Source organism: Mitsuaria sp. CC2 (assembly GCF_048957715.1).
GTDB lineage: Bacteria > Pseudomonadota > Gammaproteobacteria > Burkholderiales > Burkholderiaceae_C > Roseateles.
Genome location: NZ_JARVXN010000034.1, coordinates 37,065 through 58,999 on the forward strand (window position 1 = coordinate 37,065; position 21,935 = coordinate 58,999).

19 protein-coding genes are annotated in these 21,935 nt (G+C 69.1%); 14 read left to right on the plus strand and 5 right to left on the minus strand.

Annotated elements, in window-relative coordinates:
- On the minus strand, positions 1–2,262 hold the full coding sequence (locus PV762_RS23140) for a TonB-dependent receptor (RefSeq protein WP_421037339.1): 2,262 nt from the start codon (positions 2,260–2,262) through the stop codon (positions 1–3).
- Positions 2,263–2,505: 243 nt separating this feature from the next.
- Here PV762_RS23140 and PV762_RS23145 point away from each other — a divergent pair, with 243 nt between their 5' ends.
- Positions 2,506–3,264, plus strand: a complete 759-nt coding sequence (locus tag PV762_RS23145) for a DeoR/GlpR family DNA-binding transcription regulator (protein ID WP_421037340.1) — start codon at positions 2,506–2,508, stop codon at positions 3,262–3,264.
- A gap of 13 nt (positions 3,265–3,277) precedes the next feature.
- Here PV762_RS23145 and PV762_RS23150 read toward each other — a convergent pair whose 3' ends face one another.
- Positions 3,278–4,237, minus strand: coding sequence for a tetratricopeptide repeat protein (locus tag PV762_RS23150; protein WP_421037341.1), 960 nt, complete (start codon positions 4,235–4,237; stop codon positions 3,278–3,280).
- Between the two features lie 193 nt (positions 4,238–4,430).
- On the opposite strand from PV762_RS23150, the gene purE reads away from it, so the two are divergent.
- From purE to PV762_RS23210, 12 genes are all read left to right on the plus strand, one after another.
- Positions 4,431–4,895 carry a 5-(carboxyamino)imidazole ribonucleotide mutase gene (gene purE, locus PV762_RS23155; protein WP_421037378.1) on the plus strand — a complete coding sequence of 155 codons (465 nt, stop codon included), beginning with the start codon at positions 4,431–4,433 and terminating at the stop codon, positions 4,893–4,895.
- Positions 4,895–6,064, plus strand: a complete 1,170-nt coding sequence (locus PV762_RS23160; protein ID WP_421037342.1) for a 5-(carboxyamino)imidazole ribonucleotide synthase — start codon at positions 4,895–4,897, stop codon at positions 6,062–6,064. Before purE ends, PV762_RS23160 begins: the two co-directional genes overlap by 1 nt.
- A gap of 16 nt (positions 6,065–6,080) precedes the next feature.
- Positions 6,081–7,088, plus strand: a complete 1,008-nt coding sequence (locus PV762_RS23165) for an L-threonylcarbamoyladenylate synthase (RefSeq protein ID WP_421037343.1) — start codon at positions 6,081–6,083, stop codon at positions 7,086–7,088.
- A gap of 22 nt (positions 7,089–7,110) precedes the next feature.
- Complete coding sequence (locus tag PV762_RS23170; RefSeq protein ID WP_421037344.1) at positions 7,111–8,049, plus strand: esterase; 939 nt, start codon at positions 7,111–7,113, stop codon at positions 8,047–8,049.
- 255 nt (positions 8,050–8,304) lie between these two features.
- Positions 8,305–9,702 carry an alpha/beta hydrolase family protein gene (locus tag PV762_RS23175; RefSeq protein ID WP_421037345.1) on the plus strand — a complete coding sequence of 466 codons (1,398 nt, stop codon included), beginning with the start codon at positions 8,305–8,307 and terminating at the stop codon, positions 9,700–9,702.
- A gap of 30 nt (positions 9,703–9,732) precedes the next feature.
- Complete coding sequence (locus tag PV762_RS23180) at positions 9,733–10,431, plus strand: OmpW/AlkL family protein (RefSeq protein WP_421037346.1); 699 nt, start codon at positions 9,733–9,735, stop codon at positions 10,429–10,431.
- Positions 10,432–10,525: 94 nt separating this feature from the next.
- Positions 10,526–11,260: a tRNA (adenosine(37)-N6)-threonylcarbamoyltransferase complex dimerization subunit type 1 TsaB gene (gene tsaB / locus PV762_RS23185; RefSeq protein ID WP_421037347.1), complete on the plus strand. Its 735-nt coding sequence runs from the start codon at positions 10,526–10,528 to the stop codon at positions 11,258–11,260.
- A complete protein-coding gene (gene rimI, locus PV762_RS23190) occupies positions 11,257–11,754 on the plus strand; it encodes a ribosomal protein S18-alanine N-acetyltransferase (RefSeq protein ID WP_421037348.1) in 498 nt (165 codons plus the stop codon). The genes tsaB and rimI overlap by 4 nt, the downstream gene beginning before the upstream one ends.
- Positions 11,751–12,629 carry a uracil-DNA glycosylase gene (locus PV762_RS23195; RefSeq protein WP_421037349.1) on the plus strand — a complete coding sequence of 293 codons (879 nt, stop codon included), beginning with the start codon at positions 11,751–11,753 and terminating at the stop codon, positions 12,627–12,629. Before rimI ends, PV762_RS23195 begins: the two co-directional genes overlap by 4 nt.
- A complete protein-coding gene (locus PV762_RS23200; protein ID WP_421037350.1) occupies positions 12,630–14,735 on the plus strand; it encodes a putative bifunctional diguanylate cyclase/phosphodiesterase in 2,106 nt (701 codons plus the stop codon).
- The gene (locus tag PV762_RS23205; protein WP_421037351.1) at positions 14,732–15,928 is read left to right on the plus strand and encodes a class I SAM-dependent methyltransferase; all 1,197 of its coding nucleotides are present in this window, start codon (positions 14,732–14,734) and stop codon (positions 15,926–15,928) included. The genes PV762_RS23200 and PV762_RS23205 overlap by 4 nt, the downstream gene beginning before the upstream one ends.
- A 170-nt stretch (positions 15,929–16,098) precedes the next feature.
- A complete protein-coding gene (locus PV762_RS23210) occupies positions 16,099–17,328 on the plus strand; it encodes a histidine kinase (RefSeq protein ID WP_421037352.1) in 1,230 nt (409 codons plus the stop codon).
- Here the strand turns inward: PV762_RS23210 and PV762_RS23215 are convergent.
- Positions 17,297–18,526 (minus strand): multifunctional CCA addition/repair protein, encoded by a 1,230-nt coding sequence (locus tag PV762_RS23215; protein WP_421037353.1) that lies wholly within the window; start codon positions 18,524–18,526, stop codon positions 17,297–17,299. The genes PV762_RS23210 and PV762_RS23215 overlap by 32 nt on opposite strands.
- A 170-nt stretch (positions 18,527–18,696) precedes the next feature.
- Here PV762_RS23215 and PV762_RS23220 point away from each other — a divergent pair, with 170 nt between their 5' ends.
- A complete protein-coding gene (locus tag PV762_RS23220; protein ID WP_421037354.1) occupies positions 18,697–18,972 on the plus strand; it encodes a hypothetical protein in 276 nt (91 codons plus the stop codon).
- Positions 18,973–19,041: 69 nt separating this feature from the next.
- Here PV762_RS23220 and PV762_RS23225 read toward each other — a convergent pair whose 3' ends face one another.
- Both PV762_RS23225 and PV762_RS23230 read right to left on the minus strand, forming a co-directional pair.
- Positions 19,042–19,743 carry a glutathione S-transferase family protein gene (locus PV762_RS23225; protein WP_421037355.1) on the minus strand — a complete coding sequence of 234 codons (702 nt, stop codon included), beginning with the start codon at positions 19,741–19,743 and terminating at the stop codon, positions 19,042–19,044.
- A 48-nt stretch (positions 19,744–19,791) separates the two neighbouring features.
- A complete protein-coding gene (locus tag PV762_RS23230; protein ID WP_421037356.1) occupies positions 19,792–21,900 on the minus strand; it encodes a transglycosylase SLT domain-containing protein in 2,109 nt (702 codons plus the stop codon).
- Positions 21,901–21,935: the final 35 nt, after the last annotated feature.

Sequence of the window (21,935 nt, forward strand, 5' to 3'; positions counted from 1 at the left end):
TCAGAACTTCCCGGTCAGCGTCACGAAGAACTGACGGGGCGCGCCCGGCAGCAGCGTGGCGTAGGTGCCCGTCGGGTCGCTGTTGGTGAAGCCGTTCGAACCGATCGTCGAGATGTAGCGTTTGTCGAACAGGTTGGTCACGCTGCCCTGCAGGCTCAGCTCGCGCAGCATCGAGACGTTCTTCAGCTTGTAGCCGACGCTCGCGTTCACCAGCGTGCGGTCCGGGACCGAGGCGTCGTTGGTGTACGAGTAGTAGCGCTTGGACATGTAGTCCACGCCGATGTTGCCGAACAGCGCGCCGTCGTCGTAACCCAGCTGCGACTTGATCATCGTGTCCGGCGCGTCGGCCACGCGCTTGCCGCGGGTCGCGATCGTCGTGGTGCCGCTGACGACGTCGTCGCGGTAGGTCGACTTGGACAGGCTCACGCTGTTGTACCAGGTGAGCGCCGAGGCCAGGCGGAAGGAGATCGCGCCTTCGATGCCGGTGGCCCGCACGTCGCCGACGTTGGACAGCACGACCGGGTTGCCCTGGATGCCGCTGCCCTGCTGGATGCTCAGCAGGCGGTCCTTGAAGTTGACCAGGTAGGCGCTGACCGAGCCTTCGTAGCCGCGGCCGCTGGTCCGCCAGCCGGCTTCGACGGTGTCGGAGGTCTCAGGCTTCAGGCTGCCCTTGATCGCGTCGAAGCCCGCGGTGGTCGTCGCGAACGGCGAGGTGCCGGTGGCCGCGCCCTGGTAGGCGCGCATGTTGCGGGCCAGCGTGCCGTACAGCTCGTTGTTGGCCGAGAGGCGGTAGTTGATGCCCAGCTGCGGCAGGAAGCCCTTCTCCGCGCTGATCGAGCCCGACGGCATGCCGGTGCCCGCTTCCAGCTGGCCGTCGATCTTGACCTTCAGCGCCTTGAAGCCGGCGCCGACGGTCAGGTCCTTGGTGACCGACCAGGTGTCCGACAGCGAGAACTGCGAGGTCTTCGTGTTGAACGCGTACTGCCACTGCGTCAGGAAGGGGTTGCTCGGGAACTGGTAGACGCTCATGCCGGCCGAGGCGGCGTAGAAGCGGCGGGCCTGGTCGAAGTCGTTGTCCTCGAACCAGACGCCGGCCTTGACCAGGTGGTCGCCGAGGTCGAACTCGGCGTTGGAGACCACGCCGCCGCGCTGGATGCCGTACTCGGTCGTGCGCACCGAGATCGGCGTGCCGTCCGGCGAGGCCTGGTACGGCGTGAACCACAGGCCCATGCCCTTGTTGTGGTGGTAGTAGGCGGTCGTCTTCCAGGTGATGTTCTGCGCCAGGCGCAGGTCGGCGGAGACGCCGTAGAGCTCGTCGTTGCGCAGGCCGGCGCCGGCGTAGTACTGGTCGTCGCAGGCGGCCACGTAGGTGCTGCCGTTGGCGCCGCACAGCGTGTTGGCGGCGTTCACCGCGGCAGCGAAGTCCGGATAGAAGTTGTCGAGCGTGTCGCCCTTGCGCTTGATCAGGTCCAGCGACAGATCCTGGTAGTCGACTTCCTTGCGGCGCGAGGTGTTGATGAAGGCCGACAGGCGGCTCTCACCGATCGCCTTGGTCCACTTCAGGTTCCACTGCTCCTGCTTCTGCTGGCCGTCGCCCTTCCACTTGTCGGCGTCCTGGTTGGTGTAGCTGACGTAGAACTCGCCCAGCACCGAGCGGCCGCTGTCCACGCGCACGAAGGTGCGGGTCGTGGATTCGCTGCCGAGGGTCTGCGAGGCGCGGAAGCCGAAGGTCTGCAGCGGGTCGCTCGAATAGAACTGCAGCGTGCCCCCCAGGTTGCTGGACGAGGCGGTTTCCAGCGCGCCGGCGCCTTGCGACAGCGAGGCGCGGCCGACGTTCTCGCTGGAGATCGCGCGGCTGATGTGCAAACCGTTGAAATTGCCGTAGGACATGTCGCCCAGCGGCACGTCGTCGAGCGTGAAGCCGAGCTGGTTCTGCGAGAAGCCGCGCACCGTGAAGCGGGTGGACCACTCGTAGTTGCCCAGGCCGTCGGCGGACTGGAAGTTCACGCCGGGCAGGCGGGCCACGGTCGCCAGCGGGCTGCTGCCGGCCAGGGCGTTGTCGAATTCGGTCTGGCTCAGGCTCTGCACCGAGCGCAATTGGCCGCGGCCGACGGAGACGGTGACGCGTTCCAGCTCGGAGCGCTCAGACGACGAGGCGGCGGTCGTGTCGGCCGACTTCGACGCGTCGGTCGACGAGGTCGATTGGGCGGCGGCGGGGAGGACGTAGGCCAGGCTGAGGGCCAGGACCAGGGCGGTGGGCATCGGGTGCTTCATGGTGGGACCGGGTGCGTTGGGAATGGCCCGCACTGTCACAACCGTCCACGACAAGACAACGACAAACACGAAAAACCACAGGGAGCGTCGCATGGGATGCTGGAAATCCACAACATCACCAATCAATCCTCAAACTGTCATGAAGATGCTGCGGGGATCTGGGGGAATGCGAGGTCCGGTGACAGCGCGCCATGCGGCGGCGGACGCACCGGCAGGGAGAACAGGCGATCCATGTGGTCCCAGGAACGACACGACAAGATCCTCTTGCTGCTGCGCGAGCGGCACCGCCTCACGACCGACGAGGCGGCGCGCGAGCTCGGCGTCTCGCGCGAGACGGTGCGGCGCGACCTGATCGAGCTGGAGCAGGGCGGCAAGCTGGCCCGCGTGCACGGCGGCGCGGTGCCGTCGGAGGTCCCGGCGGAGGCCAGCTATGCGGAGCGCGCGCAGTCGCGCCGCCGGCAGAAGCAGGCGGTCGCCCGGCAGGCGATGTCGCTGGTGAAGCCGGGGATGAGTTTGTTCATCGACGCGGGATCGACGACGCACGCGCTGGCCCAGGCCCTGGCCCAGGCGCAGGCGCTGCGGGTGATCACGAACTCGGTCGCGGTGTGCGACGCGATGGCCGGACGGCAGGGGCACGAGCTGCTGATGCTCGGCGGCGCGTACGTGCCGGAGACCTCCGGCACCTTCGGCGAGTTCACCGTCGCGGAGATCGCGCGGCACCGCGTGGACATCGCGCTGATCTCGCCGACCGCGCTCGATGCGCGGCAGGGCGCGTCAAGCTACCTGTGGGCGGAAGTGGCGGTGGCGCAGGCGATGCTGGCAAGAGCGCGGCAGCGGGTGCTGCTCGCCGATTCGAGCAAGCTCGGGCAGGGAAGCCGGATGCAGGTCTGCGATTGCGCGGCGATCGATGTGCTGATCACCGACAACGAGGCAGATCCTCAAGAACTGGACCGGCTCACCCGCGCCGGGGTGGCGCGGGTGATGTTCTGAGGGGATGTCCTGATCAGAACAGCGCCATGCTCAGCTTGCGGCGGTACTGGTCGACCAGCGGATCGGACGGGGCCACGGTATTGTGGCCCGACAGTTGCAGGCCGCCGGCCTGCGGCGCGGCGGCGCCGTGCGCCGCAACTGCCGGCTTGGTCATGATCTCGAGGATCGCGACATAGGTCTTGCGCGCGAGCTGGTCGTTCCAGGTCTTGTCACGCATGATGATCTCGAGCAGCTCGTCCATCGCGCCGGTGAAGTCGCGACCCGCGAACAGCCCCTGCGCCAGCGCGAAGCGCGCATCGAAGTCGCGCTTGTTGCTGGCGATCGCCGATTGCAGCGCGGCCGGATCCAGGCCTTGCTCGGCGCGTTCGGATGCGGCGATCCACGCCGACAGCGCCTTGAATCTCGCGTGCGGCGTGATCGTGTCGGCCGCCTGGTGCGCCACCGGCGCGAAGGCCGCCTTGGCGTGCTCCAGCTGGTCGTCCTCCAGCAGCGCGCGGATCAGGTCGAAACGCGCCGCCTCGTTGTTCGGATCGGCCTGCACCGCCGCCTGCAGCTTCTGCAGCGCGCCGTCGGCATCGCCTTCCTCCAGCAGCGCCTGCGCCTCGGCCAGGTCCTCCTCGGCTTCCAGCGCCTCGCCGGTCGGCACGTGCCGGTCCAGGAACTCGCGGATCTGCGCCTCGGGGATCGCGCCCACGAAACCGTCCACCGGCTGCCCGCCGACGAACATCACGCAGAACGGGATCGAGCGCACCCCGAAGGCCTGGCTCAGCTGCGTGGCGATCTCGGGCTGGTCGTCGCTGTTGAGCTTGGCCAGATTCCAGCGACCCGCATACGCCACCTCCAGCTTCTCCAGCATCGGGCCCAGCGTGCGGCAGGGACCGCACCATGGCGCCCAGATGTCCAGCAGCACCGGCTGCTGCATGGAGGCCTGCAAGAGGTCGGCTTCGAAGTTCTGGAGGGTGATGTCGGTCATGGTGGGGGCAGCGGGGCGGGAGCAGGAGGCGGCACGGTGGCTGGACCGGACGACCGTCGGGCGGACGTCGAACGGCAAGAACGGCACCTGAGGCTCCCCGCCTACAATTCAAGGTTTCACGATTTGACAGATCGAGGACCGACCCGTGAGCAGCGCCACCACTCCCGACATCGCCCCCGTCATCGGCGTGGTCATGGGCTCCAGCAGTGACTGGGAGACCATGAAGCACGCCGCCGACATTCTCACCGAGTTCGGCGTGCCGTTCGAGGCGCGGGTGGTTTCCGCCCACCGCATGCCCGACGAGATGTTCGCCTACGCCGAGCAGGCCGAGGGCCGGGGCCTGCGCGCCATCATCGCCGGTGCCGGCGGCGCCGCCCATCTGCCGGGCATGCTGGCCGCCAAGACCCTGGTGCCGGTGCTCGGTGTGCCGGTCGCGAGCCGTCATCTGCAGGGCGTGGATTCGCTGCACTCCATCGTGCAGATGCCCAAGGGCATCCCCGTCGCGACCTTCGCCATCGGCAACGCCGGGGCGGGCAATGCGGCGCTGTTCGCCGTGGCCGTGCTGGCTCGCGACAATCCCGACCTGCGCGCGAAGCTCGATGCCTTCCGCAAGCGCCAGACCGCCGCCGCCGCCGCGATGAGCGAGGAGCTGCGCTGATGCCGTTGTTGCCGGGAGAAGCGACGCTGGGCGTGCTGGGAGGCGGCCAGCTGGGCCGCATGTTCGTCCACGCCGCGCAGGCGCTGGGCTACCGCTGCGTGGTGCTGGACCCTGACACGGCCAGCCCCGCCGGCGCCGTCGCGCAGGAGCACCTGAAGGCGGATTACCTGGATCCGGCGGCGCTGGACGATCTGGCGCGCCGCTGCGACGCGGTCACCACCGAATTCGAGAACGTGCCGGCCCGCGCGCTGGAGCACCTGGCGCGCGTGCGCGCCGTCGCCCCCGGCGCGGCGGCCGTGGCGGTCTGCCAGGACCGCGCCCGTGAGAAGGCCCACTTCGACGCGAGCGGCGTGCCCTGCGCGCCGTACGCGGTGCTGCGGCACGGCGCCGGCGCGGCCGAACTGGCCGCCGTGCCGGCGGCGCTGCTGCCGGGCATCCTCAAGACCGCCCGCCTCGGCTACGACGGCAAGGGCCAGCGCCGCGTGTCCGACGCCGCGCAGCTCGCCGCCGCCTTCGACGAGTTGGGCCGCGTCGACTGCGTGCTCGAGCAGATGCTGCCGCTGGCGCTGGAGCTCAGCGTGCTGGTCGTGCGCGGGGCCGACGGAGAGGTCGTCACCTTCCCGGTCCAGCAGAACCTGCACCGCGACGGCATCCTCTCGGTCACCGAGGTGCCCGCGCCCGACGTCGACGAGGCACTGCAGGCGCAGGCGCGCCGCTCGGCCGCGGCGATCGCGACCGGCATGGCTTACGTCGGCGTGCTGTGCGTCGAGTTCTTCGTGCTGAAGGACGGCCGACTGATCGTCAACGAGATGGCGCCGCGACCGCACAACTCCGGTCACTACACCATGAACGCCTGCGACATCTCGCAGTTCGAGATGCAGGTCCGTGCGATGGCCGGGCTGCCGCTGCGCGAGCCGCGCCTGCACTCGCCGGTGGTGATGCTGAACCTGCTGGGCGATCTGTGGTTCGACGCGGACGGCCGCGAGCGGGCGCCCGACTGGGCCGGCGTGCTCGCGCTGCCCGGCGCCGAGCTGCACCTCTACGGCAAGGCCCAGGCGCGGCACGGCCGCAAGATGGGTCATCTCAACCTGATCGGCGCCACCGTCGAGGATGCTCGCGCCAGCGCCCGTCGCGCCTGCGCGATCCTCGGTCTGCCCGAGACCTGGTGACGGTGTGGTGAAAGACGTGGCGACGGACGCCGGCTCCCGGGTGCTCGACGGCCAGTCCCCCGAGGCGGTGCGGGCGACCGCGCGCGTCCTGGCCGGAGGGGAACTGGCGGGCGTGCCGACCGAGACCGTCTATGGCCTGGCGGCGCGCGCCGACCAGGACGGCGCCGTCGCGAAGATCTTCGCCGCCAAGGGGCGCCCGAGCGATCACCCGCTGATCGTGCATGTGCTCGACGAGCAGGGCGCGCGCGTGTTCGGGCAGGACCTGCCACCGATCGCCCATCGATTGATCGAGGCCTTCTGGCCGGGCCCGCTGACCTTGATCGTCCGGCGCGTGCCCGGCATCGCCGCCGCGGCCGCCGGCGGCCAGGACACGGTGGGTTTGCGCTGCCCGTCGCATCCGGTCTTCCGCGCGCTCATGGCGGAGTGCCGCGCCCTCGGCGTCGAAGGCCTGGCCGCGCCGAGCGCCAACCGCTTCGGCCGCGTCAGCCCGACCACCGCCGCGCATGTCGCCGACGAGTTCGACCCCGGTCTGACCGTGCTGGACGGCGGTCCTTGCGACGTGGGCATCGAATCGACGATCGTCGACGTCAGCCGCGGCGGCCTGGTGCTGCTGCGCCCCGGCGTGCTGACGCCGGAACAGCTGGAGGCCGCCGCGGGCCTTCCTTTACAAGCGCCCGATGCCCGGGCGCCACGCGCGTCGGGCACACTGGCCGCGCATTACGCACCGCGGGCGACGGTCCGGCTGATGTCCACCGAAACGCTGCGGGAAGCGTTGTCGTCCGAGCCGCCGGCGGGGCTGGCGGTATATTCCCGCACGTCCTTCGATGGGACTTGCGCTCCGGCGCTGCACCGGGCCATGCCGGCCCAGGCGCGCGCCGCGGCGCGTCAGCTGTTTGCCGTCCTGCGCGAGCTGGACGCGGCCGGCGCGACGGAGATCTGGATCGAGGCGCCCCCGCAAGAGGCCGCCTGGGATGGGGTGCGGGACCGCTTGTCCCGCGCGGCGGCGGCCTTCGCGCCCCGCTGAGTTTTCGAGATTTGGAGAGTTCATGAAGAGTGTGAAGCGCCACCTGGCCGTCCTGCTGGGTGCGACCGCGATGCTGGCGGCCTGCGGTGGCGGCGGCGAGCAGATCGACCCCTTCCGTCCGACGCGCGTCCTCGCCTTCGGCGACGAGACGAGCACCATCCGCGCCGACGGCACCAAGTACTCCATCAACGGCACCGACGCGACCACTTCGGCCGTGACCTGCACCTTGAACCAGGTGTGGACGCAGCAGGTCGCGGGGCATTTCGGCCTGGTGTTCGGCGAATGCAATCCGGACAAGTTGGCCACGCCGACCGCGCGCATGTACGCGGCCGCCGACGCCAAGGTCGCCGACGTCCAGGCGCAGATCGACCGCCAGTTCGCGCTCGACGGCTTCAACCCGAAGGACCTGGTCACCATCCTGGCCGGCGCCAATGACCTCCTGGAGCTGTACGCACAGTACCCGGCGCAGGACGCCGCCACGCTGGGCAACGCGGCGCAGGCGCGCGGCGAACTGCTGGCCGCGCAGGTCAACCGCATCGTCGACGCCAACGGCCGCATCATCCTGTCCACCGTGCAGGACCTGGGCCTGTCGCCGTTCGCGTTCCGCGAGAAGGCGGTCCACGCGGACACCGACCGCGCCGCGCTGCTGACCGAACTGTCGCGCCGCTTCAATGCCGGCCTGCGCCTGAAGATCCGCAACGACGGCCACTACATCGGCCTCATCCTGACCGATGAGCTGATGGGCACGATGAGCCGCTATCCGACGCTGTACTCCGCGTCGAACTCGGCCGATGTCGCCTGCCTGGCGAGCTCGCTGCCGCCGGTCTGCACCGACAAGACGCTGGTGGCGAACGCCACCTCCGCCACCCACATGTGGGCCAGCAACGTGCTGGTCGGGCCGGTGATGCACAACAACATGGCATCGCAGGCCATCAACCGGGCCACCAACAACCCGTTCTGAGGACGAATCCATCGCGCGCATCGCGCGCAGCCGGATGACGGAAGTGTTGCAGCCGCGCCTCGAAGGGGTCAGGTTGTGCGTCCGTCGTCCCCCCGACCCTGGCATGCTGTGGCTTGTCAGGGTTTTCCTTTTGTAAGCGCCGCCGGACGTGCGCTTAAAGTGATCCCTGAGAAAAACGAACGACCGTTCGATTTAGTGCCGACCGCGATGCCGGGGACGGTGCAGACGACGGAGACAACCCCTGGAGAAGTCCGAATGAACAGCCAATTCAAACTGGCCAGCCTGACGCTGGCCGCCGTGGCCATGCTGAGCGCCTGCGGCGGCGGCAGCAATCCTTCGAGCGACGATCCGCCGCCGGCGCGCGGCACGCTGGAACTCGGCCTGAAGGCCGGCGCGGCGACCGCCGCCCAGATCGACGCGGGCACCCTGGCCAAGGGCATCCAGCCGATCAGCGGCAAGGCCGCCTGCGACGTGGACGTGCGCTACGTCTACTACTGGACGCGTGATCCCCAAGGCCTCCCGGCCACCGCCTCGGCCGCCGTGCTGGTGCCGGCCGGCACCGGTGCCGCCTGCACGGGCGATCGCCCGGTGGTGCTCTACGCCCACGGCACGACGACGGACCAGGCCTACAACATCGCCGACCTCACGAACAACGCCGAAGGGTCGCTGATCGCGGCGTTCTACGCCGCCCAGGGCTTCATCGTCGTGGCGCCGAACTACCTCGGCTACGACCGCTCCGGCGCCCAGTACACGTCCTACCTGAACGCCGAACAGTCCGCGATCGAGATGATCGACGCGATGCGCGCGGCCAAGACCCATCTGGCCGCCGAGAGCGCGGTCAAGCCGTCGGCCAAGCTGCTGCTGGCCGGCTACTCGCAGGGCGGCCACGTGGCGATGGCCACGCAGAAGGTGATGGAGCGCGACTACGGCACCGAGTTCCCGGTCACCGCCGCCGCGCCGATGTCCGGCCCGTACAACCTGGTGGGCTTCGGCGACACGATCGTCACCACCGGCCCGGTCAACGCCGGCGCGACGCTGTTCCTGCCGCTGATGCTGACGAGCTACCAGAAGGCCTACGGCAACATCTACGCCGCTCCGACGGACGTGTACGCCTCGCAGTTCGCCGCGACGGCCGAAACGCTGTTCCCGTCGAAGAAGTCGATCACCACGCTGATCCAGGAAGGCAAGCTGCCGAACGATCCGACCTTCACCAACCTGTTCGGCACCGGTGGCCTGCTGAATCCGGCGTTCAAGACCGCGTACCCGACCTCGAACTTCCGCAAGGCGCTGCAGACCAACACGCTGCTGGGCTGGACGCCGAAGGCGCCGGTCGCGCTGTGCGGCGGTTCGGGCGACCCGACGGTGTTCTTCACCAACACGCTGCAGGCACAGGCCGACTTCGGCTCGCGCGGCAAGCTGTACCCGGCCTCCAACCTGGAAAGCTCGGCCTCGATGGCCTGGGCCGGCCAGGTGACGGCGGCAACGATCGCGGGCGGTTTCGCCCAGGCCAAGAACGCCACGTCCGCTGCGGCCGGCGGTGGCGCGGCCGGTGCGGCCGCGGTGCAGGGGGCCTATCACGGCACGCTGGTCCCGCCGTTCTGCAACGCGCTGGCGCGCGGCTTCTTCCAATCGGTCCTGGCTGCTCAGCCTTAATCGCCGACGACCAGCACGGAGACATCATTCATGAAGAAGAACATCACCCTCATCCTGGCCGCCTCGCTGATGGCGCTGGCGGGCGCCGCCCGCGCCGAGGAGCCGGCGGTCGGCACGCACACGGTCTACCTGGGCCTGGCGCACATCGACGTGAACAGCAAGGCCGCGCCGCTGGAAGGCGGCAGCAAGCAGTTCCCGGCGCCGGGCGCGCAGATCCGCGTCGGTGACGCGACCACCACGGGCTTCGGCTACACCTACCGCTTCGCGCCGCGCTGGAGCGGCGAGATCGCGCTGGGCATCCCGCCGTCGCACAAGATCTACGGCAACGGCGTGCTCGCCAACGCCGGCCAGATCGCGGTCGTGCGCCAGATGCCGCCGACGGTGTTCGTGAACTACCACCTCGGCGAATGGATCCCGAAGTTCCACCCCTTCGTCGGCGCGGGTGTGAACTACACCTACTTCGAGAAGAAGCGCAGCACGCCCACCGGCGACGCGATCAGCGGCGGCCCGACCCGCATCACCCTGGAGAACTCGTGGGGCCTCGCCGCCCACGCGGGCTTCACCGTGGCCTACACGAAGCAGTGGTCGCTGAACGCGACGGTCGCCTACGCGGACGTGCGCAGCAAGATGCGCTCGTACACGACGACCAAGGACGGCGTGGAAGAGCTGCACACGGACATCAACTTCCGTCCGGTGGTGTACACGCTGTCGCTGGGTTACTCGTTCTGATCGGACGTCCGATCGGACGACCGACCGGCATCGGGCCTCACGGGGTCGGGGGATCTCCCCGCTCCGCGAGGTCCCGGGCCACTACACTTCAGACATGAGCGTGTTGCTGGCCCTGGATAGCTCGACCGAACACATGGCTCTGGCCCTCGTGGGCCAGGGCCATGATGCTTTTGTGGACGCCGATGGCGGGGCGTTGGCCTCCCAGCGTCTGGTCCCCGATGTGATGGCGCTGCTGAAGCAGGCCGGCCTGGCGCTGGCCGCCGTCGACGCCGTCGGCTTCGGCCGCGGCCCCGGTGCGTTCACGGGACTGCGTACGGCGTGCTCGGTGGCGCAGGGCCTGGCGTTCGGCGCGGGCAAGCCGGTGCTGGCGCTGGACAGCCTGATGCTGGTCGCCGAAGACGTGCGCCAGCAGCTGCTCGCTGCAGGTGATCCAGGCAATCCGGGCGATGCCTCGCTCGACGTGTGGGTCGCCATGGACGCCCGCATGAACCAGATCTACCTCGGCCGCTATCGCTGGAACGGCGCGCGCTGGACCACGGTCGTCGAGCCGCTGCTGACCGACCTCGACCCGCTGCAGGTGCTGTGGCGCGAGGAGCCGCCGACCATCGTCGCCGGCTCCGCGCTGGGCGCCTTCGAACTGGATACCGGCAACGCCCGCCGCTTCCCCGCGACCGCCTCGCGCGCCCGCGCGCTGGGTGCGCTCGCGCGGCAGGCCTTCGATGCGGGTCTGGCGGAAGACGCCGCCAACGCGCTGCCGCTGTACGTGCGCGACAAGGTGGCGCTGACGACCGCCGAGCGAGAGGCAGCCAAGGGAGCGACGACGAGATGAGCGCCCAACCCCGCGATCTGGCCTGGCCGCCGTCGCTGCAGTCGCTGCAGCCCCTGCGCGCGCTCGACCTCGACGAGGTGATGGCGATCGAAGCCGTCTCCTACAGTCATCCCTGGACGCGCGGCAACTTCATCGATTCGATGGCCGCGGGCTACGCCGGTTTCGTCATGCGCGACGAACAGGCGCGTCTGTGCGGCTACTTTCTCGCCATGCAGGTGATCGACGAGATGCACCTGCTCAACATCACCGTGACGCCGGAGCGGCAAGGGCAGGGGCTGGCGCGGCGCATGCTCGACGCGCTGGGCCTGCTGGCGCGGGCGCGCGGCTGCCACCAGGTGTGGCTGGAGGTCCGCGAGAGCAACGTCCGCGCGCGCCGGCTGTACGAGCGCTACGGCTTCGTGCAGAGCGGCCTGCGTCGCGGCTACTACCCCGGCGCGGACGGTCGCGAGGACGCGGTCCTCATGACCTTGCGCCTGACGGAGCCCGCCGCATGAGCTGGAACGAACGTCAACGCGCGATGCTGGAGGCGATGGGCCTCAAGCTGTGGACGCCCGCGGTGGTCGAGACGCCGTTGATCGAGTCGGACGTGGCCGTCGCCGAAGCGCCCGCGCCGCCCGCGACGCCTCGCGTGGTGGCCGCGCCGGCAAGACCCCCGATCGCCGCGCCGGCCCCGGCGCGTGCGGTTGCTCCCGTGACCGCGGCGGCCGCGGTCGATGCCGCGCTCGCCCAGGCCCGCGGCGTGGCGCGCGAAACCATCACCCGACTGGACTGGCCCGGCCTGCGCGACGAGGTCGCCGCGTGCCGCGCCTGCAGCCTGTGCGAGTCGCGCAAGAACACCGTGTTCGGCGTCGGCAACGAACGCGCGCACTGGATGGTCGTCGGCGAAGCGCCGGGCGAGCAGGAGGATCTGCAGGGCGAGCCCTTCGTCGGCGCCGCCGGCAAGCTGCTCGACAGCATGCTGCGCGCGGTCGGCCTGGGCCGCGGCGAAGGCCCGCCGGAACGTCAGGTCTACATCGCCAACACGCTGAAGTGCCGGCCGCCGCGCAACCGCAATCCGGACCCGTCGGAACTCGCGCAGTGCGAGCCCTTCCTGCAGCGCCAGATCGAGCTGATCCAGCCGCGCATCATCCTGGCGATGGGCCGCTTCGCGGTGCAGCAGCTGTTGCGCAGCCAGGAGCCGATCGGCAAGTTGCGCGGGCGCGTCCATCGCTATCAGGGCGTGCCGCTGGTGGTCACCTATCACCCCGCCTACCTGCTGCGCAACCTGCCGGACAAGGCGCGCGCGTGGGAGGACCTCTGCCTGGCGCTGAAGACGCTGGAGGAGTCGCCTCTGCGCGAGGACGGCGCCGCGCCGGCCGGGACCGACTGAATGAACGCGCCGGTGCCGCCTCTGCCGCCGGCTACGCCGGCGCCCTCGGCCGAGGACCAGGCCGCGCAGTTCCGCCTGCTGGCGGACAACGTGCCGGTGCTGATCGCGGTCTTCGACGCCGCCACCCGCACCTGCCGCTTCGCCAACCGACAGTACGCGCGCAGCTTCGGTCTGGACGAGGTCAGCGTGCTCGGCCGCACCTTCGCGCAGATCATCGGCGAGGAGGCCTCGCAGGAGATCGAGCCCCACGTGCAGCGGGTGCTGCGCGACCGCGTCAGCGTCAGCTACGAGCGCCGCCTGGAGCGCCGCGACGGCAGCCCGCGCTGGATCGAGGTCAACCTCATTCCCTACGTGCCGCCCGGCGCGGACGAGGTGCAGTCCAGCTTCGTGCTGATCTCCGACATCACGCGCTTCCGCGAGGCGGAACTGGCCGCGCGCGACTCCGAGGAGCGCATGGGCAAGTTCATGCAGGCGTCGATGGAGGGCATCGTCTTCCATCGCGACGGCGTGATGACCGACGTCAACCCGCCGCTGTGCGAGCTGGTGGGCTACGCGCTTGAGGAACTGGTGGGGCGGTCGGCGCTGTCGATGATCGCGCCGGACCAGGTCGACACGGTGCGCGACGTGATGATGAGCGGCAAGGAGACGCGGTACGCGACCGCGATCCTGCATCGCAGCGGTGAGCGCATCGATGTCGAATTCATCGTGCGGACCCTGTGGCGCAACGGCGAGCGGCTGCGGATGACGATCGTCCGCGACCTGCGCCCGCACCTGGAGGCGCTGGCGCGCATCCAGCACCTCGCGCAGCACGATCCGCTGACGGGGCTGCTGAACCGCTCGACCTTCATGGAGCGGCTGCGCGAGCGGCTCGCCCTGGGCAACGCGCGCCGCGCCGCGCTGCTGTTCATCGACCTCGACAACTTCAAGCGGGTCAACGATTCGCTGGGTCACCTGGAAGGCGACCGCGTGCTGCGCACGGTCTCCGAGCGCCTGCGCGGCGGGCTGCGCGGCAGCGACCTGGTGGCGCGCTTCGGCGGCGACGAGTTCGTCGTGCTGCTCGACGACGTGCACCAGCGCAAGGACGTGCAGACGGTGCTGAACGCGCTGCTCAGCGTCGTCGAGGTGCCGGTGCAGGCGGACGGGCGCGACCTGTCGGTGACGCCGTCGATCGGCGTGGCGATGTACCCGGAGCACGGCGACTCGCCCGAGGAACTGCTGCAGCACGCCGACACCGCGATGTACCTCGCGAAGACCGCGGGACGCGCGACCTACCGCTTCTTCGAGCACGCGATGGCCGAGAACGCCTACGCGGACCTGGTGCTCGAGACCGAACTGGCGCAGGCGCTGACGGCCGACCAGTTCGTGCTCTTCTATCAACCGCAGGTCGACGCGCGCACCGGCGAACTGGTGGGTGCCGAGGCGCTGCTGCGCTGGCGCCATCCGGAGCGAGGGCTGCTGACGCCCGACGCCTTCATCGTCGTGGCCGAGCGTCACCGCCTGATGCTGCCGCTGGGTGAGTGGGTCATGTACGAAGCCGCTCGGCAGACGCGCACCTGGCACGAACGCGGCATTGCCGCGATCCCGATCGCGGTGAACCTGTCGAGCATGCAGTTCCGGCTGGCCAGCTTCTCGAAGTCGGTGGCCCACGTGTTGAAGACGGCGGGCGTGCCCGGCGAGTGGCTGGAACTGGAACTCACCGAGCGCATGCTCACCGAGGAGATCGACCGCCTGCCCGAACTGCTGCAGACCTTGCGGTCGCAGGGGCTGGCGATCTCGATCGATGATTTCGGCACCGGCTACACGGCGCTGAACCAGTTGATCCGGCTGCCGCTGGACAAGCTCAAGATCGACCAGAGTTTCGTCGCGGTGCTGCCGGACGATCGCGGCGCGGCCGCCATCACGCGCGCCATGGTGCAGATGGCCAAGGGGCTGGGCATGCGCGTCGGCGCCGAAGGCGTGCGCAACGCGCGGCAATGGCACCTGCTGGCCGAGTGGGGCTGCGACGAACTGCAGGGCGAGGTGATCGCGCCGGCGATGCCCGCCGAAGAATTCGAAGCCTGGCTGGCCGACCGCGGCCAACCGACGCTTCCCGGAATCGATACATGACCTCAAAGACACCTGATTCCGCCCGCCTGAACGGCGCGGCGTCCGCGCCGCGTGGCGCTTCCCGTCCGGCCGAGCCCGGCGCATCGACCCCTGCGACCGATCCGGCCATGACTGCGCTGCTGCGCGAGGCACTCGCCGCCGCGGGCGGCTGGCTGCCTTTCGACCGCTACATGAGCCTGGCGCTGTACGCGCCCGGCGTGGGTTATTACGCCAACGCGCGCCGCAAGTTCGGCACGATGCCCCAGCAGGGCTCGGACTTCGTGACGGCGCCGGAACTGTCGCCGCTGTTCGGCCGCGCGCTGGCGAAGCAGGTCGCGCAGGCGCTGGCGGTCAGCGGCACCGACACGGTGATCGAGTTCGGCGCCGGCAGCGGCGCGCTGGCGGCGCAGCTGCTGGAGACGCTGGACGCGTCGGGGACGCCGGTCTCGAAGTACTTCATCGTCGATCTGTCGGGCTCGCTGCGCGAGCGCCAGGCGGAGCGGCTCGCGCGCTTCGCGCCTCGGGTCGAGTGGCTGGACCGCTGGCCCGACGAGATCCACGGCGTGCTGGTCGCCAACGAGCTGCTGGACGCGATTCCTGTCGAGCTGCTGCGCTGGGACGGCCAGCACTGGCTGCAGCGCGGCGTGACGATGGATGAGCAGGGTGCGCTGTCTTTCGACGACCGGCCCGGCGAGGCGCGCCCGCCGACGCCGCCGGAGCACGATGTCGGCTTCGTGCCCGGCACGGTGACCGAGGTGCATCCGCAGGCCGAGGCCTTCGTGCGCACCCTCGCGGAGTGCCTCAAGCGCGGCGCGGCGTTCTTCATCGACTACGGTTTCTCGGAGTCGGAGTACTACCACCCGCAGCGCACCGGCGGCACCTTGATGTGCCACCACCTGCACCGCGCCGACCCCGATCCACTGACCCTGCCCGGGCAGAAGGACATCACGTCGCATGTGAACTTCACCGGCATCGCGCTGGCGGGGCAGGACGCGGGGCTGAGGGTGCTGGGCTACACGAGCCAGGCCAACTTCCTGATCAACTGCGGCCTGGTCGACCTGATGAGCGGCGCCGACCTCGCGCAGCGCGGCATGGCGCACCGGCTCATCGCGGAGCACGAAATGGGCGAGCTGTTCAAGGTCATCGGCTTCGCACCGGGCGATGAGTTCGACTCGCTGGGGTTCAGCGCGGGGGATCGGTCGCATACGTTGTGAGCGCCGAGCGACAGCGAGAGTGACCCATGTTGGTGGGAATTCAAACGGGCATGACTGACATCAGTTAGCCGCAGGTCCCGAAGGCGTTCGAGTCCTCGCGGGCGTTGTTCAATCATCGCTCCAGTCGCATGCGCCGCACCGGCGCGAAGCAGCGAATGAAGCGAGGTGCCATGCAGCAAGAGGAATTTCGAATCGAGGTTCAGTCGAGGATCGCCGGACGTCCGCCGTTCGATCTGAGCAGGAGCCACTTCCGCACGATCGCGGCGCAAGAAGCTCGCAGCTTCGTCGCCGAATGGAAGGCGGAGAAGATCTATCCGTTCCCCGACGATGAACCGGCGACTCCGCTCGAGTTGATTGAGCGACAGGTTTTCGACATCGTCGCCCTCAATGTCGCCCGCCATCTTCCGGACTTCGAAGACGCGCCGTCGAAGAGCAAGGCCCTCCACCTGCGGATGCTTCGTCAGGCCATCGAGAAGGGCCCCGAGGATCTTCAACTGATCCTGACGGAGGTCCTGAACCTCCCCCCTCGACAGCAAGAAGTGCTTGCCGAACTGCTGCGAGAGGGCTCGCTCTCCTCGATCATCAACGGGACGAAAGTCATCTCCGATCGGCTGAAGTTCCTGGACGGCCTGGAAGCGATTCTCTTCGACAAAGGGCCGAAGCAACGGTTGAAGGAGCGGTCGCAACTCCATCGGATCCTTGCCAAGAATCCCTGGATCTTCGGTGAGGAGTTCCACCTCTCGGTCGATGACCTGTCGCTGACGGAGGTGCTGCGCAAGCACAAGTCGCTGCTGGGCGATGACATCGTGATCGACGCGCCGGTCAAGCACGTGTCCCAGACGCGCGGATTCGTCGATCTGATGCTCTCAAGGCAGATCCGACGCCATCGCGTCAATGATCTGACCCATCTGGTCGTGGAACTCAAGGCCCCCAACGTCAAGATCGGCGGCAACGAAATCGGGCAGATCGTAGGCTATGCCGCATCGGTCGCCGCTGATGAGCGGTTCCGGAACATCAACACGAGGTGGGTGTTCTGGGTCATCAGCGATGACGTCGACGCGATCGGCCAGTACACGATCGGAGAGAACACCGCGACAGGGCTCATTCTCAAGAACGCGAATGCCTCGATCTACGTCAAGACCTGGGCCCAGGTGTTGGACGACAACCGCGCGCGTATGCAGTTCTTTCAGGAACGGCTGGCCTACCAGGCCGACAAGGGCGCAGCGCTCAAGCATCTGCATGAGCGTTACTCGAACTATCTGGAAGGTGTGATCGATCCCACCGATATGCCGTCGCAGCCCGACGCTTCGCAGGCCGCCCCTCAGACTGAAGCCGCGGCATCCTTCCAGAGTATGAATCGCCTGGACCTCAGCGCGGTCGATCGCCCTCACACGCCCTGAGCGCGGCCTTGCGGGCCTCGTGGATCGCCTGGCCGATGGCCGGGCCCTTCTTGCCCGCCGCCAGCGCGGCGGCGGAGATCGCCGCCTGATCGACCGACTGCACCGCACGCAGGTCGTGCAGCAAGGCGGGACGCTGCGGATAGGGGCGGTCGTGCAAGCCAGTGCGGCCACGGGCGTCGCACTCGCAGGCCAGCAGCAGCTGCGCGAAGCGCTCCGGCCGGCGCAGCGCGTCGCTGCGCTCGATCAGGCGCAGGCGCGCCTCGGCGCTGAAATCCAGGCTCTGGTGCACGTGCGTGTGTTCGCGCGCGACCAGCTCCGACAGCTCCTTGCAGTCCGACGGTACCCGCCAGCGCTGTGACAGCGCCGCCGCCAGCTCGACGCCGCGTGATTCATGCTTCAGGTGACGCGGCCATTCCTCCTCCGGCGTCGTGCCTTTGCCGAGGTCGTGGCACAGCGAGGCGTAGCGCACCGGCAGCGGTGCCTCGACACGCGCGCATTCCTCCAGCACCAGCAGCACGTGGACGCCGGTGTCGATCTCCGGGTGGTGCGCCTCGGGCTGAGGCACGCCGAACAGCCGTTCCAGCTCCGGCGCGATGCGCGCCAGCGCGCCGCTGTCGCGCAGGATCTCGATCATCCGCGCCGGGTGGCGCTCCATCAGGCCGCGGGCGATCTCCTGCCAGACGCGCTCGGCGACCAGCGCGTCGGCTTCGCCGGCGGCGACCATCTGGCGCATCAGCGCCATCGTCTCCGGCGCCACCGTGAAGTCGCCGAAGCGTGCCGCGAAACGCGCCAGCCGGAGGATCCGGACCGGATCCTCCGCGAAAGCGTCCGACACATGACGCAGGACCCGGGCCTCCAGATCGCGCCGGCCGCCATACGGGTCGACGATCGTCCCGTCCCCCGCCTGGGCCATGGCGTTGATTGTCAAGTCGCGGCGCGCCAGGTCCTGCTCAAGGGTGACATCCGGATCCGTGTGGAACTGGAAGCCGTGGTACCCGGCGGCGGTCTTCCGCTCGGTCCGGGCCAATGCCACCTCTTCATGGGTCACGGGGTCCAGGAACACGGGGAAATCCTTGCCGACAGGAGTAAATCCCTTATCGATCAAGGACTTGGGCGTGGCCCCGACCACCACCCAGTCGCGGTCCTGCACGGGCAGCCCCAGGAGCGCGTCCCGGACGGCGCCTCCGACGAGATACATCTGATCACTCATGTTGCGGCGCAGCATCCCTGATTAAGGGGATACCTCAAGTAGTCTCTCTATCCGTATATTCACCAATGCCCCTGCACACCAGTGCCTGTTCGAACAGGCCAACTACCGAGAGAGACGTTGTAGTCAGGCAGGCCGGCATAGCAGTAGGGAGTATTTTGATGAAGTCTGTTCTTCTCCTCCTGCTGGGCGGAATTGGTCTCGCCGCCCAAGCGCAGGAGCAGCAAGCGCCGGACACGAACGCCGTGCACGTCGCCGCTGACACCAGTTTCACCCGGCAGAGCCAGCCCGCCCCCGCGCAGCTGGCCGATGTCAACGAACAAGAGGGCGCGGACACCGTCGTGCCGTCGTTCGTCTCTGAGCCCACGAACCAAGCCATGATGCTCGGCGGTCTTCTCGCCGCAGGATTCATGGTGCGTCGCCGCCGCGATAACTGATTTCGCGCCGGCCCACCTCGCCGCTTTCCGCCGCCTGCCCGCACAGGCAACGGAAGGCGGTTTTTCATTTCAGGACTTCAACACCGGCACCGGACCGCTGATGTCCCGATAGGGCTCCTCGAAGTCGAGGAAGTCCTTCTCCGCCATCGCATCCGCGATCCAGTCGCGCACCCCAGGCGCCGCCTGCACTGCGTCCGTGTAGGCCTTCAGCGACGCCGGCAACGGCAGCCCGTAGCGCGTCACCCGCATCACGACCGGCGCGAAGAAGGCATCGGCCGCACCGAACTCTCCGAACAGGAACGGGCCGCCGCTCTGCGTCAGCGCGTCGGTCCACAGTTCCACGATGCGGGCGAGGTCCTTGCGCAGGCCGGCCTCGGCCTGCAGCAGCCGCGCCCCGACGGTCGCCAGCTCCGCATCGATGTTCATCATGCAATGGCTGCGCAACTGGCCGAAGCCGCTGTGCATCTCCGCGCAGAGACAACGTGCCCGCGCACGCTGACGCGCGTCCCTGGGCCAGACGGCCTTGTCGGGGAAACGGTCGGCGAGGTACTCGACGATCGCCAGCGAGTCCCAGACCGCCAGCCCGTCGTCGACCAGCACCGGCACCTTGCCGGCCGGCGTCACCGCACCGATCTCGCGGTAGAAGGCCGAATCGGGCGTGAAGTCGAAGCGCAGCTTGCGCTCCTGGAAATCGATGCCGAGCGCCTTCATCAGCACCCACGGGCGCATCGACCAGGACGAGTAGTTCTTGTTGCCGATGATCAGCTGCATGTGGAGATCTCTCTGTGTGGAGGGGCGCGCTCAGGCGCCTCCCGGGGGTCAGTTCGTGCCGTTCGCCGGGATGTCCGGCGCCGAGGCAGCCGCCGGACCGATGACCCGGCCGAGCCGGTCGCGCAGCACGATGCCGGTCTCGCGGCCCATCAGCTGCGCGTAGATCGTCGCGTTGGACAGCACCTTGCGCACGTAATCGCGGGTCTCCCAGATGGGGATGTTCTCGGTCCAGATCGCGGCGTCGAGCTGCGGACCGTCGCGCCAGCGGCGCGGCCGGTTCGGGCCCGCGTTGTACGCCGCCGCGGCCATCGCCTGCGAGCCCTCGAAGCTGTCCATCACCAGCTTCAGGTAGCCGGTGCCCAGGCGCAGGTTGGTGTCGCGGTCGTGCAGCATGTCGGGCTTGAAGTCGACACCCAACTTCCTGGCGGTCCACTTCGCCGTCGCCGGCATCACCTGCATCAGGCCGCCGGCGCCCACGTGCGAACGCGCATCCATCATGAAGCGCGACTCCTGCCGGATCAGCCCGTAGACGTAGGCCGGATCCAGGCCCATCGCCGTCGACTGCTTGAACACGTCCGCCCGGAAGGGCATCGGGAAGCGCTGGGCGAGGTCGATCTCGGTCCTGGTCCGCTCGCTGGTCTGGATGCAGCGCTCCCAGAGTTCGCGCTCGCAGGCGGCCTGCGCCACCGACAGCAGCTCGCGATCCGACAGGCCGCGCAGGCTGAAGTTCCATTCCCGCTGGCCCTCGCTGCGCAGGCCGACGGCCAACAGCATCAGCGCGCGCTGGATGCCGGGATTCGCCAGCGCCTGCGCGCGCTCCGGCGCGGTGAGGTCCGCGGGCGTCGGCGGCAACGGCAGGCGCAGCTTCAATTCGTCGGCGGCGAGCTTGCCGTAGAAGTTCAGCGGCGAGGCGATCGCGCGCAGCGTCTCCTGCGATTCGCGGCGCTGGGCGTCGCCGGCGGGGCCGTTGGCCGCCAGCTGCTGCTGCGCCTTCGCCCGCCAGTACTGCCAGGTGACGTCCTTCTGGTCCGACGGCTTCATCAGCGCGATCGCCGACATCAGCTGATCAGGCCGGCTCGCGCCCGCATCGCCGCGCAGCGCGGCGCGCGCCATCCAGGCGATCGTCTCGTCGCTCCATTCGACCGGGCCGAGTTTGGCCTGCAGCTTCACCGCGCGATCGAAATGCTCGTTGGCCTCGTCCTTGAGCCGCAGCGCGGCCTGTCTGCCGTACTGGGCCCAGAGCCAGGCGGACAGGTCGTTGGGCAGCTTGGCCGCCCAACGGCGCACGTCGTCGTCGGCCTTGTCGTAATCCGTCGCCAGCAGACGCATCAGCGCCAGCATCGTCAGTTCGGCCTTGGCGCGCGGCGAGGCCGCGGCCTTGCGCTTCAGGTAGCGGTCCGGCTTGTCCATCAGCTCGGCCAGCGCGTCCTGGTCGGGCTTGGTCAGCAATGCTCCAGCCTGCTTCACCGCGCGCGGCTTGTTGGTCTCGACCACCAGGCGCAGCTTGCGCCAGACGTCCGAGTCCTTGAACTGGCCGTTCTCGTGCAGCGTGGTCGCCAGCATGTTGCAGCCCTCGTCCGCGTCGCGTTGCGCGAACCAGGCGGCGCGGGCCGCGTCCCGGAGGTCGCGCCCCGGCGGATCGGCCAGCAGCGCGTAGCAGGCGACCTCGCGGTCGTCCTGCATCTTGTAGGCGGCGTGGTCGCGGCGGAAGTTGGCCCAGTCGCGGCGATGCCCCAGCTCCAGCAGCCAGTCGTTGCGCAGCCGGTCCTCGACGTAGGCGCCCGGCCAGCGGGCGTAGAACGCGTTGAGTTCGGGCTGCTGGGCTTCCGACAGCCGGGCATTCAGCTCCCAGTAGTCGAACCAGGGCGCGAGCGGATGCTGCTGGTCGAAGGCGGCCTGGCGCATCGCGGCCAGGCGGGAGCGGTCCCGGACGCGCCAGGCCTCGCGGGCGTCGGTGACCAGGTCCGGCAGCGGCGGCAGGGCGTTGGGCACGACGTTGAAGGCCGTGGTCGATTGCGCGAGGGCGGGCGTCGCCGTGACGGCGGCCATGCCCATGGCCAGGCCGAGGGCGCCCAGGCCCCCCAGGGTGCCGACGGTGGCCGAGACGGTCACGGTGGCGGAGGCGAGGGCGGTTACAGTGATCCGAGCGAACTTCATGCCGACCTGCGATGAGTGACTCCCCCACGGCTCCA